The 14,336-nt window shown below is 62.9% G+C and carries 13 protein-coding genes and 1 tRNA gene; 9 read left to right on the forward strand and 5 right to left on the reverse strand.

All coding sequences use genetic code 11. The annotated features are described in order from the left end of the window. The first annotated feature begins 138 nt into the window (after positions 1-138). From IVA91_RS32920 to IVA91_RS32930, 3 genes are all read left to right on the forward strand, one after another. Positions 139-1,110: a tripartite tricarboxylate transporter substrate binding protein gene (locus IVA91_RS32920; protein WP_247276897.1), complete on the forward strand. Its 972-nt coding sequence runs from the start codon at positions 139-141 to the stop codon at positions 1,108-1,110. Between the two features lie 265 nt (positions 1,111-1,375). After that, positions 1,376-1,449 (forward strand) — tRNA-Gln (locus tag IVA91_RS32925). A gap of 173 nt (positions 1,450-1,622) precedes the next feature. Then, positions 1,623-1,985: a DUF1428 family protein gene (locus tag IVA91_RS32930; RefSeq protein WP_247276898.1), complete on the forward strand. Its 363-nt coding sequence runs from the start codon at positions 1,623-1,625 to the stop codon at positions 1,983-1,985. 9 nt (positions 1,986-1,994) lie between these two features. Here IVA91_RS32930 and IVA91_RS32935 read toward each other — a convergent pair whose 3' ends face one another. From IVA91_RS32935 to IVA91_RS32945, 3 genes are all read right to left on the reverse strand, one after another. Beyond that, positions 1,995-2,561, reverse strand: a complete 567-nt coding sequence (locus IVA91_RS32935) for an invasion associated locus B family protein (protein ID WP_247276899.1) — start codon at positions 2,559-2,561, stop codon at positions 1,995-1,997. Positions 2,562-2,625: 64 nt separating this feature from the next. Continuing rightward, entirely contained in the window at positions 2,626-5,772 is a 3,147-nt protein-coding gene (locus IVA91_RS32940; RefSeq protein ID WP_247276900.1) for a multidrug efflux RND transporter permease subunit, read from the reverse strand. Continuing rightward, positions 5,769-6,941, reverse strand: coding sequence for an efflux RND transporter periplasmic adaptor subunit (locus IVA91_RS32945; RefSeq protein WP_247276901.1), 1,173 nt, complete (start codon positions 6,939-6,941; stop codon positions 5,769-5,771). Before IVA91_RS32945 ends, IVA91_RS32940 begins: the two co-directional genes overlap by 4 nt. A gap of 376 nt (positions 6,942-7,317) precedes the next feature. Between IVA91_RS32945 and IVA91_RS32950 the strand changes: the two genes are divergently transcribed. The 6 genes from IVA91_RS32950 (at position 7,318) to IVA91_RS32975 (ending at position 13,124) form a co-directional block, all read left to right on the forward strand. Continuing rightward, positions 7,318-7,557: a hypothetical protein gene (locus IVA91_RS32950; protein ID WP_247276902.1), complete on the forward strand. Its 240-nt coding sequence runs from the start codon at positions 7,318-7,320 to the stop codon at positions 7,555-7,557. 223 nt (positions 7,558-7,780) lie between these two features. After that, complete coding sequence (locus IVA91_RS32955) at positions 7,781-10,183, forward strand: TonB-dependent receptor (RefSeq protein WP_247276976.1); 2,403 nt, start codon at positions 7,781-7,783, stop codon at positions 10,181-10,183. A gap of 2 nt (positions 10,184-10,185) precedes the next feature. Next, positions 10,186-10,875, forward strand: a complete 690-nt coding sequence (locus tag IVA91_RS32960) for a Fe2+-dependent dioxygenase (protein ID WP_247276903.1) — start codon at positions 10,186-10,188, stop codon at positions 10,873-10,875. Further along, positions 10,872-11,837 (forward strand): tonB-system energizer ExbB, encoded by a 966-nt coding sequence (gene exbB / locus IVA91_RS32965; protein ID WP_247276904.1) that lies wholly within the window; start codon positions 10,872-10,874, stop codon positions 11,835-11,837. Before IVA91_RS32960 ends, exbB begins: the two co-directional genes overlap by 4 nt. A gap of 3 nt (positions 11,838-11,840) precedes the next feature. Further along, a complete protein-coding gene (exbD, locus tag IVA91_RS32970) occupies positions 11,841-12,299 on the forward strand; it encodes a TonB system transport protein ExbD (RefSeq protein WP_247276905.1) in 459 nt (152 codons plus the stop codon). A gap of 9 nt (positions 12,300-12,308) precedes the next feature. Beyond that, positions 12,309-13,124 carry a TonB family protein gene (locus IVA91_RS32975; RefSeq protein ID WP_247276906.1) on the forward strand — a complete coding sequence of 272 codons (816 nt, stop codon included), beginning with the start codon at positions 12,309-12,311 and terminating at the stop codon, positions 13,122-13,124. On the opposite strand, the gene IVA91_RS32980 is transcribed toward IVA91_RS32975, so the two are convergent. Together IVA91_RS32980 and IVA91_RS32985 are read right to left on the reverse strand one after the other, a co-directional pair. Beyond that, a complete protein-coding gene (locus tag IVA91_RS32980) occupies positions 13,112-13,534 on the reverse strand; it encodes a hypothetical protein (protein ID WP_247276977.1) in 423 nt (140 codons plus the stop codon). The two genes, IVA91_RS32975 and IVA91_RS32980, sit on opposite strands and share 13 nt — an antisense overlap. Before the next feature lie 63 nt (positions 13,535-13,597). Continuing rightward, positions 13,598-14,278, reverse strand: coding sequence for a site-2 protease family protein (locus tag IVA91_RS32985; RefSeq protein WP_247276907.1), 681 nt, complete (start codon positions 14,276-14,278; stop codon positions 13,598-13,600). Positions 14,279-14,336: the final 58 nt, after the last annotated feature.

Below are 14,336 nucleotides of genomic sequence, written 5' to 3' on the forward strand. Positions count from 1 at the left end.
GATCCGGAAAAGTGTGTAGCGGTTTCCGAAACGATCATGCTCAAACAAAAACCTAAAGCGCGATGCATCACGCTTTAGCCATCCCCGCCGCTCGTTCGCGGCAGCCAATCAACAACACTGAAAACAGAGGAAACTTCGATGAGATCGCTGTGGCTTGTTCTTGCCTCACTCATGCTGCTGGCGGCGTCGCCGGCCAAGGCCCAGGACGGTTATCCGTCCAAGCAGGTGACGGTGATCGTGCCCTTCGCCGCCGGCGGCACCGCGGATATCTTCGCGCGCATGGTCGCCAACGATTTGCAGGTGAAGTTCGGCAAGCCCTTCGTGGTCGAGAACGTCGGCGGCGCCGGCTCGATCCTCGGCGTGACGCGGTTAGCGAGGTCGGCGCCGGATGGCATCACGCTCGGTCTTGCTAGCACGTCTGCGCTCGCAATCAACCCCACGCTCTACGGGCCGAAGCTCAGCTATCAGGCGGACAAGGATCTTGCGCCGGTCGCCCAGATCAGCGTCGTGCCCAATGTGCTTGTCGTGAACCCCAACAAGATCAAGGCGCGCACCGTGCCGGAGCTGATCGCCTATCTGAAAGCCAATCCGGACAAGGTCTCGTTCGGCTCGGCCGGCGTCGGCACCTCGCAGCATCTGGCAGCCGAATTGTTTCAGCAGATGACCGGCACCAAGATGGTGCACGTACCCTACAAGGGCTCCAGCCAGATGCTAACTGACCTGTTGAGCGGCCAGATCGATCTCGCCTTCGACAACGTGCCGCTGCTGTTGCCACAAGTGAAGACCGGCCAGCTCGCGATGCTTGCGACCGCAACGCCGAAACGCGCCACTTTCGATCCTGAAGTGCCCGCCGTCGCCGAATTCCTGCCGGGCTTCGAGGCCGTGGCCTGGCACGGCTTCTTCGTGCCATCAGGCACACCGAAGCCGATCGTCGAGAAGCTCTCGGCCGAAATCCGCGTCTTCATGCAGCAGCCGGAGACGGTGCAGAAGATGGCCGAACTCGGCGCCACCGCGGTCGCGGTGGATTCCGAGCCCTTCAAGGCCTACATCGTCTCCGAGACCGAGCGGTGGAAGAAGGTGATCGAAGCCGCGAACATCAAGCTGGACTAAGCGCCTAAGGCGCTGGCGACGTTCGAGACGTCTGCGGGGCCGGACCGTGACCCGATCGCCTCATGCGGTCGGGCGCGGTCCTTGTCGCCGCGGACTCCGACCTCTCGTGCCATCGCCCGTCGAGACAACCCAGTACCGCAGCGCTTGCCAGCCCAGAGCCGAGCGGGTAGAACGCTGCCACGCCTGAGCCGTGATTTGCGCCAAACGCGCTTCCGGCCACGGTCGAGCAAGTCGACAAGTCCTTGAATTTGTTCGACTATTCCGGTGGGGAATGGTGTAACGGTAGCACAACAGACTCTGACTCTGTTTGTCTTGGTTCGAATCCAGGTTCCCCAGCCAATTCCGGGCGCTTTTTCCCAGACTTAACCCCCCGGCCTCTCTGCGGCAGGGACCAAAATTCGTTGACGGCACCATCGATCGCGACCGTTTGCCTCATCTGAAAATCGCGTTTCGTGTCGGATCGCAGTGCGCCCCATCGTCCTCGGACCACACACAACCGAAGGAGATCCGTGATGCCCTATGTCGATGGTTTCGTGCTGGCCGTGCCGAAGGACAAGATCGAGGCCTACAAGGCGCTGGCGACGACCGCCTGCGCGCTCTGGCTGGAGCACGGCGCGCTCGACTATGTCGAATGCATCGGTGACGACGTTCCCTATGGCGAGCTCACCTCGTTTCCGCGCGCGGTCATGGCGAAGGAGGACGAGATCGTGGTTTTCTCCTGGATCGTCTACCGCGACCGGGAGACCCGCGATGCCATCAACAAGAAGGTGATGGCGGACCCGCGGCTCAAGTGCACCGACATTCCATTCGACGGCAAGCGCATGATCTATGGCGGCTTCTCGACGCTGCTTCGGGCAGGCGACATCGCGACCTGACGGCGCTCGTTACTTGATCTTGTCGTAGGCCGCGGCGAAGTCGTTGAGTGGCATCGGGATCGCGATCGTTTCCTTGGCCATGTTCTGGAAGGAAACCTTCAACTGCTTGCCCACCCGCAAGGCGGCGAGCAGATCCGGCGCGACCGGCGTCGAGGCGTAGCAGCCGCGGTTCTCGCAGGTCTGGATCTCGAGATCGAACGTCTTGCCCTCGTCGACCTGGAGCTTGGCGCCGACGGGCAGGTTGAGGCCGAGCGGCAATTGCAGCAGCGCGATCGGCGTGCGGGTGTCGGGCGCGATGCGGATGTTGATCAGGATGACGGTCTGGCCGGTCTTGGTCAGTACAGCGTTCTGCTCCATTGCGCATTCGAGCGGCGCGTCGCGGCTCGCGCTGGTGCAGCGCACGATCCAACCGGGCTGGCCCGGAGCGCCGTCCGCCTGCGCTTGCGTCGGGACAGGCGCGGGATGTGCGGTCGAGGTAGGCGGAGCGGCGTTCTTCTTGGCGCCCTGCTGGGCATACGCAGCGCTGGTCGACAACAAGACAGCGGCGAGGGCGACAAGTCTGGATTGCATGAACATGGCGAAACCGCGTTAGCGTGAACCGTGAGTCCCGCTGTAGCGTCGCGAGAGGTGCGGTGCAAGCTTACTCGGCGGCTTGCTTGACGGTGCTGTGCTCGGGCGCCTCGTCGCCTTCGCCGTCACCCGAACGGCCCCAGGTGGAGAACCAGTTGTTGAGCTTGTCGAGATAGAGATAGACCACCGGCGTGGTGAACAGCGTCAGCGCTTGGCTGACGATCAGGCCGCCGACCATGGCGTAGCCGAGCGGTTGGCGGATCTCGGCGCCGGTGCCGTGGCCGAGCATCAGCGGCACGCCGCCTAGCAGCGCGGCCATCGTGGTCATCATGATTGGCCGGAAGCGAAGGAGCGCGGCCTGGCGGATCGATTGCTCCGGCGTCTTGTGTTCGTCGCGTTCGGCGGCGATCGCGAAGTCGACCATCATGATGCCGTTCTTCTTCACGATGCCGATCAGCAGGATGATGCCGATCAGCGCGATCAGGCTGAAGTCGAAGCCGGCCGCCATCAAGATCGCGAGCGCGCCGACGCCGGCCGAGGGCAGGGTCGACAGGATGGTGATCGGATGGATATAGCTCTCGTAGAGGATGCCGAGGATCAGGTAGACCACGACGAGCGCGGCGAGGATCAACAGCGGCACGGTGCCGAGCGATTGCTGGAACGCCTGCGCGGTGCCCTGGAAGCTCGAATTCAGCGTCGGCGGCGCGCCGAGCTCGGTCATCGCCCGCTGCACGGCTTCCGTGGCCTGGCCAAGCGCGGCGCCTTGCGCGAGGTTGAAGCTGATCGTGATCGCCGGGAACTGACCCTGATGGCTGATCGAGAGCGGGCGGACCGGATCGGTGGTCCAGGTCGCGAAGGTCGACAGCGGCACCTGCTCGCCGGTCAGCGGCGATTTCAAATAGAGCTTGTTCAGGCTTTCGAGATCGCCCTGCATCTCGGGCAGGATCTCGAGGATCACCTTGTAGGTGTTGAGCTGGGTGAAATACTGCGTGACCTGCCGCTGGCCGAAGGCGTCATACAGCGTGTCGTCGATCATCTGCGGCTGGATACCATAGCGCGAGGCGGTGTCGCGGTTGATCTTGAGCTGGACCGTGGTGCCCTGCGTCTGCTGGTCCGTCGCGACGTCGCGCAGCTCCGGCAACGTCTGCATCTTGGCGAGGATCTTCGGTGCCCAGTCGTTGAGCTCGGCGAGATCGGCGTCCTGTAGGGTGAACTCGAACTGCGTGCGGGTCGGCCGGCCGCCGAGCCGGACGTCCTGGGCCGCTTGCATGTAAAGACGGGCGCCCTCGACCTTGTCGAACTGCGGACGCAGGCGCGCGATGATCTGCTGAGCCGATGCCTCGCGCATATCGCGAGGCTTCAGTGTGATGTACAGGGCGCCATTGTTGCCGGCGCGTCCGCTGCCGCCGATCGCCATGGCAACGCTCGCAACGTCGGGATCGGCCAGGATGATCTTGCCGAGCTGCTCCTGGCGTCTGAGCATCTCCTTGAAAGAAATGTCCTGCGAGGCTTCGGACGTGGCCGTGATCAAGCCGACGTCCTGTTGCGGGAAGAAGCCCTTCGGGATCAGAATGAACAGGTAAATCGACAATCCAAGCGTGGCGAAGAAGATCGCGAGCGTGGTGCGGCGCCAGGCCAGAGCGTGGTCGAGCACATATTCGTAGCCGCGCAACATGCCGTCGAAGGCGCGCTCACTCCATTGGTAGAACTTGCCGTGGGTCACCTCGCCATGCGCGCGCAGGAAGCGCGAGGCCATCATCGGCGTCAGCGTCAGCGACACGAACATCGAGACGAAGATCGTCATCGCCAGCACTACGGCGAATTCGCGGAACAGGCGCCCGATGATGCCTCCCATCAGCAGCAGGGGAATCAGCACCGCGACCAGCGAGATGCTGATCGAGACGATGGTGAAACCGATTTCCTTGGAGCCCTTGAAGGCCGCCGCGAGCGGGGATTCGCCTTCCTCGATATAGCGGGTGATGTTCTCGAGCATCACAATGGCGTCGTCGACCACGAATCCGACCGCGATGGTGAGCGCCATCAGCGACAGATTGTCCAGCGAATAGCCGACCACCCACATCAAGGCGCACGCACCCAATAATGCCAATGGCACCGTCACCGTGGGAATGACGGTGGCCCAGAAGCTGCGCAGGAAGATGAAGATGACCATGACCACGAGCGCGATGGTCAGCAGCAGCGTGAACTGGACGTCCTCGACCGCGGCACGGATCGTGGTGGTGCGGTCGCTGATCAGCTCGATCTTGATTGCGGGCGGAATAGCGGCCACCAGCCTGGGTAGGGTGGCCTTGATGCGGTCGACAGTGTCGATGACGTTGGCACCGGGCTGCTTGAAGATCACCAGGAACACGCCGCGCTTGCCGTTGGCCCAGGCCGCCTGCTTGGCGTCTTCGGCGCCGCTGACCGCCTGGCCGATATCGCGGATTCGCAAGGGGCCGCCATTGCGATAGGCGATGATGACGTCGTTCCAGTCCTTGGCGTGGGTGAGCTGGTCGTTGGCGTAGATCGTGTAGGCGCGCTTGGGCCCGTCGATATTGCCCTTCGGGCTGTCGACGGTGGTAATGGCGATCTGGCTGCGGACGTCCTCCATCGACAGGCCCTTGGCGACGAGCTTCGCCGGGTCGATTTGAATGCGGATGGACGGCTTCTGCTGGCCGCCGATGAAGACCTGCGCGACGCCGGAGAGCTGGCTGATTTGCTGGGCGAGCTGGGCGTCGACGGCGTCGCTGACGCTGGTCAGCGGCAGTGTCTCGGAGGTGGCCGACAGCAGCAGGATCGGGGCGTCCGCAGGGTTGACCTTACGGTAGGTCGGCGGCGAGGGCAGGTTCTTCGGGAGCTGGCCGCTGGCGGCGTTGATCGCCCCCTGAACGTCGTTGGCGGCGCCGTCGATGCTGCGATTGAGGTCGAACTGGATGGTGATCGACGCCGTGCCCAGATAGCTCGTCGAGGTCATCTGGGCGATGCCGGGAATTTGGGCGAATTGCCGCTCGAGCGGTTGCGCCACCGACGAGGCCATCGTCTCGGGGCTGCCGCCCGGCAGGTTGGCGGTGACCTGGATGGTCGGGAAGTCCACCTGCGGCAGCGGCGCAACCGGCAGCAGGGGATAGGCGACGAGGCCGACGAAGAGAATGCCGGCCATCAGCAGCGAGGTGCCGATGGGATAACGGATGAAGAGTGCCGAAATCCCGCCCTCGGTCATTCCTGTCGCACCTTGTTCTGGGCCGGATCCGAGCTCGCCACCGCTGTCGAGACGAGGCTTCCAGGCTGCACCTTGAACTGACCGCCGGTGATGACCTGCTGCCCGGGCGTGAGGCCTTCATCAATGACCGAACGTCCATCGATGCCATAGCTGACCTTGATCTTGTGCACTTCGGCCTTGTTGTCCTGATTGACGGTATAGGCGTACAGGCCGTTGGTCGAATGCTGGACTGCATCATCGGGAACGACGGTCGCATCCCTCAGCGTCCGCACCAGAAGACGCGTCGAAACCGACTGGCCCGGCCACAGCGAGTGGTCCTTGTTGTCGAACACCGCCTTGAGCCGAATAGTCCCGCTGCTCGCGTCGACCTGGTTGTTGATGACGGCGAGCTTACCTTCCGCCAGCGTCTTCTTGCCGTCGGTGGTGAAGGCGATCACCTTGAGCGCGCCGGCCTTCTGGCCTTCGCTGATATAGGGAAGCTGGTCTTCCGGTGCCGTGAAGATCACGGCGATCGGCTCGACCTGCGAGATCGTGACGATGCCGGTCTGCGTCGATGCGTTGACGATGTTGCCAATGTCGACCTGGCGCAGCCCCGCGACGCCCGTGATCGGCGCCTTGATCTGGGTGTAGTCGAGCTGGGTCTGGGCGTTGGCGATCGCTGCTTCGTCGGCGGCGATCTGGGCGGTGAGCTGGGCGACGGTGGAGCGCTGGGTATCGACCCGCTGTGCGGTTGCGAATTCGCCGAGCCTCATAGCGCGCTGGAGTTCGAGATTGGCGTTGGCGAGGTTTGCCTCGTCCTGCGCCTTCTTGGCCTTGGCCTGATCGAGGGCGGCTTGATAGGGGCGGGGATCAATCGAGACCAGAAGCTCGCCTTGCTGGACGATCTGGCCTTCGCGGAAGGCGAGCTTGTCGATCTGACCATCCACCCGGCTGCGGACTTGGACGGTGTTGAAGCCCTGAACCGTGCCGAGACCGGTCAGATAGACCGGAAAGTCGGTCTTCTGGACCGGGGCAACGCTGACCGGGACGGGCTGCGGCCGGGGCGGAGCTTTCTCGGCTGTCTGGGTCTTTCCGGCCCCAGGCGAGCCGAATTTCTGCCAACCATAGTAACTCGCGGAGCCCACGGCCGCGATAATCAGAATCCAGAGGATCGGCCGTGTTTTTTTCATATCGGCTCGGCGGCTCTCGTGCCCCCAAGCTACGAATTATGGGGCAATCATAGGGTTCCAGCGCGCTTGTATAATACACGCCAAGTTTAAGTGTAAACAGCACTATCGGTCGAGAATCCTAAACAATTGGAAAGCTTTGCACCCCATGCAGCAGTCTGGCGCGGCGGTGTGCAATGCTGCTTTTTTCCGACTCGAACGATCCGCGTGCGAGCGCTGCCCAATGCCCCGGACGCCGTGTGTGTGGCGCTGGGGGACAACGCGGAAAGCCACCAGGTCGGCAGGTCACGAGAAGGGTTCTAAATCGCGCGCAGCCCGTTTCGGTTGTCAGGAAAATCAGCATCGGTCATATCGGCGCCGCCACGAATGGAGCGCAGCGATGGACGAATTGAACGGCAAGCTGATCGCGTGTCAGATTCTGATCACGGGGCTGATCGCGCGCGTCGCCAACGAGCAGCGCGATCCCTTCCGCTTTCTCACCGACTTCCGCGACGAGATCAAAGCCGTCGTCAACGGCGTCAACATCGCGGGGATGGGCAACACCGATCGCGTGCGTGCGGTCGCGCAGAAAACTGTCGACGAATTGTTCTCGCTGATGAAGCCGCCGAGCAGCGACTGATGCCACGAGCACGACGCCGATTTCGCGGCGTTTTCGCGCTCGTTTTAGAACGACTCCAATCTTTGGTTAGAATGATTTCAAACAGCAGTTTAGAATCGTTTTGATCTGGACCTATTCAAGCGTTCTCGCGGCGTGCTCGCATTGACCCGCTATTTTGTGGCCGATACCACAGCCCATCGTTCATCGAAGTGAATGAGCGAACAGGAAGATGGGGCGTTTGGTAATGGGGCAGGTGGTCGCACCGAAGTCGTTGCGTTCGGTCGTAGCGTTCAACTCAATGGATGAGAAGTCCGCTGGCATTTCCGGCAAGAAGGTTTCAGCAGTCGCGAGCTTGATTGCGGTGGCGTCGGTGTCAAGCGGCGCAGAAGCACAGCAGTCGAACCTGCCGCCGGTGACGGTCGATGCTCCGGTCCAACGTCCGCGTCCGGTGGCCTCGAAGCCTTCGCCGGAGCAGGTCCGCGCCCGCAACGCGCTTCGCCGCGCCGCGCAGCGGCAGCAGGCAGCCCAGCAGACTGCGCCCTCCGTCCCCGCGGGCGAAGTGGACCGCAATCCGTATTCCGATCCGGCGGCGCCGTACAAGGTCGACCACGTCCAGGCTTCCGGCAAGTTTCCCGAGAAGATGCTGAACACGCCCAAGACCATCACGGTGCTCAGTAAGGAAGTGCTCGAGGACAAGAACGCGACGACGCTGAAGGAGATCGGACGTTCGACCGCGGGCGTCACGCTGGGCTCGGGCGAGGGCGGCAACGCGTTCGGCGACCGCTTCTTCATCCGCGGTTTCGACGCGCGCAACGACGTCTTCATCGACGGCATCCGCGATCCCGCCGTGTCCATCCGCGAGAACTTCTTCACCGAGCAGATCGAGATTCTGCGCGGACCGGCATCCTCCTACGCCGGCCGCGGCACCGCCGGCGGCGCGATCAACATCGTCACCAAGCAGGCCGGCGACGTCAACTTCAAGCGGATGGACAGCGAGTTCGGCACCGATCAGACCAAGCGCGTTACGCTCGACGTCAACCAGGTCATCGATCCGACCTTCTCGGTGCGTGCGGGCGGTTTGTTCCAGGACGCCAATGTCGCCGGGCGCAACTACGTGACCGATAATCGCTGGGGCAGCTTCATCTCGACGAAGTACACTCCGACCAGTGACATCAAGATCACAACGAACTACGTCCATACCGACCTCAGCGGCTATCCCGATTTCGGCGTGCCCTATTACAAGCAGGGCAACGTGCCGGTGACCTCGGCCGGCATTCCGCGCGAAAACTGGTACGGCTTCCTCAAGCGCGACTTCCAGACCGCGCGGCAGGATTTCGGCACCGGCACGATCGAGTACAAGGTCAACGAAGCCATCACGCTGACCAGCAAGGTGCGCGGCGAGCATTCACTGCTCAACTACATCGGCACGCTGCCGCAGAACCCGAATACCACCAGCCCCAACCGGCTGCTCTGGACCACGACGGCGAGCGCACAGAGCCGCTACCAGAACGTGGACGTGTGGGCCAATCAGAACGAGGCCACGTTCAAGCTCGACACAGGAGGCGTCAAGCACACCGCGGTGTTCGGCGTCGAATATTCGAACGAGAACATCTCGATCGACCGTTATGCCGGCCTTGCGTCGGAACTGTCCGGCTCCGGATTCACGAGCAACGGTGCTGTCCAGGGCGTCAATCTTTACTCCCCCCAGTTCACCTACATTCCCTTCGGTATACCGTCGCTAATTGGAAATCCGACGCGCTATGGCGTCAACACCAGCAGCGTGTATGTCATGGACACCGCGAATTGGCAGGACACGATCATCGTCAATGGCGGCGTCCGCTACGACGGCTATAGCCAGAGTTCGTCGACCAACGCGGCTTATCTGAAGCAGAACGCCGACCTGGTGAACTACAACGTCGGCCTGGTCTACAAGCCGATGACGATCGGCAGCCTCTATGCGGCTTATGCAACCTCTGCCAATCCGTTCGGATCAGAGCTTGATGCGACCGCTACCGATTACGGTGGTGTTCCGCCCAACACGGCCGTCTTGCTCGGGCCCGAACGCAACAAGGCGATCGAGCTCGGCACCAAATGGGAGCTCGCCGATCGCCACCTGCTGGTGACCGGCGCGCTGTTCCAGACCACCAAGGACAATGCGCGCGAGACCAATGCCGCGGGCTTGCTCACCTCCAATGCGGCCTACCGCATCCAGGGCATCGACATCGAGGCCGAAGGCAAGATCACTGACCGCTGGAGCATCTTCGGCGGCTTGGTGCTGATGCAGTCGAAGGTTACGCAGAGCAACATCCCCTCCAATATCGGCCTTCAGCTTGCCAATATTGCCCACCAGTCGTTCAGCATGCTGACCAAGTACAAGTTCGACGGCGGCTGGGAACTGGGCGGCCAGGCGGTGTACCGCTCGAAAGTCTATGGCGGCACGTTCGCGGCCAACACCAACGAGCTGCCGAGCTATTGGCGTTTCGATGCCTTCGTCGAGAAGAAGATCGACCAGAACTGGACCATGAAGTTCTACGCGCAGAACCTGACCAACAAGCTCTATTACGACTCATTCTATCGCAGCAACGTACCGTTCGTGGCGGTCGCGCCGGGGCGGGCGTTCTACATCGTGACGACAGCGAAGTTCTGATCATGTTGACGTGCCTGCCTGGCGTTCTCAGCAAGGATGATGTGGCGGATTTCCGCCGCATCATGGATGCCAGCGACTGGGAGGACGGCCGCTCCACCGCCGGCGCGCAGTCGGCGATGGTCAAGCGCAACGAGCAATTGCCGCCGGATGGCGAAGTCGCGCGCAAGCTCGGCAACCGCATCATCTCGGCGCTGACGTCGAACCCGCGCTTCATCGCGGCGGCAATCCCGCTCCAGATTTTCCCGCCGCTGTTCAACCGCTATGCGGCGAGCAGCGGTCACCATTTCGGCCTGCACGTCGACAATGCGATCCGCGGCGACCGCCTGACCGGCCTTCGCATCCGCACAGACCTGTCGGTCACGCTTTTCCTCGCCGAGCCGGAAGAGTACGACGGTGGCGAACTTGTGATCGAGGACACCTACGGATCGCACGAAGTCAAGTTGCCAGCCGGCGACTGCGTGCTCTATCCCTCGAGCAGCCTCCATCTGGTCACTCCGGTGACGAGGGGAACGCGGGTTGCGTCTTTCCTCTGGCTTCAGAGCATGGTACGGGACGATCAAGCCCGAAGCATGATCTTTGACCTCGACACCGCGATTCAGGCGCTGGTGGAACGGCTCGGGCGTGACGATCCCGAAACGGTCAAATTGACGGGTATCTATCACAACCTCATTCGCTACTGGGCCGAAGTATGAAGATCATGACCTTCCAAGCCAGCCTTGCCGCCGCCGCGATGCTGGCCGCCGCCTGGCTCGCATCTCCTGCTTCCGCCCAGATACAAACCCCGCCGGCGCCGGCGCAATCGACGGCTCAGCCGGCCCCGGCCGGTGCGCCGCCAGCGGCTACCGCACCTGCTGCCCCGGCACCTTCGGCTTCGACCGCAACCGCGCCCGCTGCTGCGACGGCGCCCCCCGCGACCGCCGCTTCGACCGCCAAGCCCGATGCAGCGGCCGCCATCGCGCCGGCCATGAAGGAATTGTCGCCCTGGGTGATGTTCATGTCGGCGGACGTCATCGTGAAGGCGGTGATGATCGGGCTCGCCTTTGCTTCGCTGGTGACTTGGACCGTCTTCATCGCAAAGTCGATCGAGCTGTCGGTTGCTTCCACCAAGCTGCGCTCGGCGCTGAAGAAGACCGCAGAGGCGCGCTCGCTCGCGGAAGCCCAGATGGCGCTCGGCACTAAGGAGGGCATCCTGCCATCCTTCCTGACGGCGGCCCTGCGTGAGGCGCGGATGTCGGCCGGCCTGTCAAGCGATGCCGGCATCAAGGAGCGCGCCGCTTCGAGCTTTGCCGAGATCGTGCGCGCGGAACAGCGCCGCATCCGCATCGGCATGGGCGTGCTCGCCACCATCGGCTCGACCTCGCCCTTCGTTGGCCTGTTCGGCACGGTCTGGGGCATCATGAACAGCTTCATCGGCATCTCGAAGTCGCAGACCACGAACCTCGCCGTGGTCGCGCCCGGCATCGCCGAGGCGCTGCTCGCCACCGCAATCGGTCTCGTCGCCGCGATCCCCGCCGTCATCATCTACAACCATTTCGCGCGCGTGACGAAAGGCTATCTCGAGCTCGTCAGCCGCGCCTCGGGCGCTGCGGGACGGCTGCTCTCGCGCGATCTCGATCGCAGCCACGGCAGCGTGCATTCGCGCGCAGCGGAGTGAACCATGGGCGTTTCGCTCGCAGACAACGACGGCGAAGACGACGATTTCTCGGAAACGCATGACATCAACGTCACACCGTTTATCGACGTCATTCTGGTGCTGCTGATCATCTTTATGGTCGCAGCGCCGCTCTCGACCGTCGACCTGCCGATCGATCTGCCGACGTCGAGCGCGACGCCGCAGAAGAAGCCAGACAAGCCGACCTATCTCAGCATCAAGCCCGATTTGACGCTTGCGATCGGAGAGAACCCGGTCCATCGGGCGGAGCTGATCGGCACCCTCGACGGTCTGTCCGACATGAGCAAAGACAAGTATGTCTTCCTGCGTGCCGATCGCTCTGTGCCGTATGGCGAGTTGATGGGGGTCATGGAGCTCTTGCGCTCAGGCGGCTATACGCGGGTGAAGCTGGTCGCGCTGGAAGGCGCTCCGGGGGCGCCCTCGGCAGGCGCCGCTCAGCCTTAGAGGCGCACCATGTCGAACGAACCCAGACCATCCAGGAAGCTTTGGGTCTTGGCGGCGGTGGCGGCGCTCGCGCTTCATCTGGGTGGTGCGGCGCTCGCGCTGGCGCACCTGCAAGCCGATGACGGCGACGACGGTCTGGGTGCGGCCGGCGCCGAGTTCGCCGTCGAGGTGGCCTCGCCAAAGGCGCCCGATACCGACCTTCCGCCCGGGCCTGACAGCGAAGCGATGCAGGAGCAGCAGGCGCTTCCCGAGCAGAAGGCTGAGACCAAGGAAACCGAGCTGCCAAAGGATCAGTCGCAACAGGTCGACGATCCTGATCGGGTCGTCACTGAGAACATCTCGAAGAAGCCGCAGGACGAGGATCCGAAGATTGCGGCGGTCGAAACTCCCGCTGCCGAGGCCTCGCCGAAGTCGGTTGCCACGGCACGGCAGGCACTCGATGAAGACGCGCGCGAGGCTGAGAAGGCCTTGGCGCCGGTGCTTGGGCTTGGCAAGGACATCCTGAAGATTACCGCGGACTGGAACCGCAAGATCAGCGCGCATCTGACGGCCCACAAGGTCAATCCGGAGGGCAAGGAGCCCAATAACCAGAAGGTCAAAGTGAGCTTTGCGATCAACCGCAGAGGAAACGTGCTTTCGGTCGAGGTCGTTGAGTCGTCCGGGGACGCGGCTTACGATGCGGCGGCAGTCTCGATTGTCCGTAAATCCGATCCCATTCCGCAGCCGCCCGCCGGGCTGACAGAGGACCGGTTCGAGCGCACCGTCGACATCATTTTCACGCCACCGGACGCGAAGAAAAAGAAGAAGACGGCTCAGCGCCAGTAGAGCCGGATCCCGACATAGACCACGATTAGACAGGCAAAGATCAGCGCCACCGGCAGCGGCCGTTTCTGGGTTCCGGCGAATGCCGTCGCCCCGAAGGCGGCGGCCTTCTTTGGCTTGGGGGTCGGGCGGCGGAAGGCGGTAACATTATCCGCCGCCGTTTCAGGCGGACGGGGGCGGACGTCAGGCGGCGTTCCCGCTCCGCCCATCTCGGCATAGTAGGCCTTGTAGATCGCGCCGATGGTGGCCTCGGTGGCTTCGCCCTCGCTCATCTCCGCCAGCAGGTTCTTGTAGCTCGCGAGGAACTCCTGGGCTTCCGCAGGCAGCGCGGACGCCCCGTTGAGCTTGGCCATCATCTTCCATGTGGCAAAATCGGCGCGGGCGCGGGTGTCGGCGCGTCGCGCGATCAGCATATCGGCAGCTTTGACCAAGTCGGCCTCTGGCCCTTCGGCTTGTGTTCGGGTGTCGCTGTTCAACTACACATTGCCGGTCAGGAACAGAACAGCCTGAATCACATAACCGGTCAACGTTCGCAGTATTGCTGAAATAACATCAAGATTTAGACCGAACTGCGAACCCGCCAGCGGCAGCAGGATCAGGAGGCCGATCAGGATCAGCATCCCGACTGGCTCGAGCCGGGCCAGCGGCAAGGCAAGCCGCTGCGGCAACAGCCCGACCGCGACCCGACCCCCGTCAAGCGGTGGGATCGGCATCATGTTGAACACCGCCAGGATCGCGTTGATCACGAGGGCATTCTTGAGGTTGTCCGCAACCCATTTCGCCGAACTCGCGGGCACCAGTGGCAGGGCATGAAAGGCGAGGGCGGCGGCGAGCGCCAGCAGGACGTTGGTGACGGGCCCGGCCAGCGCCACCCAGACCATGTCGAGCCTGGGGTTGTTCAGCTTGCGGAAATTGACCGGCACCGGCTTGGCGTAGCCGAACAGGAACGGCGAATGCGCAAACAGCAGCATCGCCGGCAGGATCAGGGTCCCGAACGGGTCGATGTGGCGGAGCGGATTGAAGCTGACGCGACCGAGCTGCGAGGCTGTGTTGTCCCCGAGCTGATGCGCGACGAAGGCGTGCGCAGCCTCATGGAAGGTGATGGCGAGCAGCACCGGCATCACCCAGACGGATAGATCATAAAAAGAAATGTTCACCAGCTCATCCGTTTCGGCTTCTGCCCGCGCGCCTCCCAAAGCAGGCCGTATAGGGCCA

Origin of the sequence: Bradyrhizobium sp. 153 (genome assembly GCF_023073835.1) — a bacterium.
Taxonomy (GTDB): domain Bacteria; phylum Pseudomonadota; class Alphaproteobacteria; order Rhizobiales; family Xanthobacteraceae; genus Bradyrhizobium.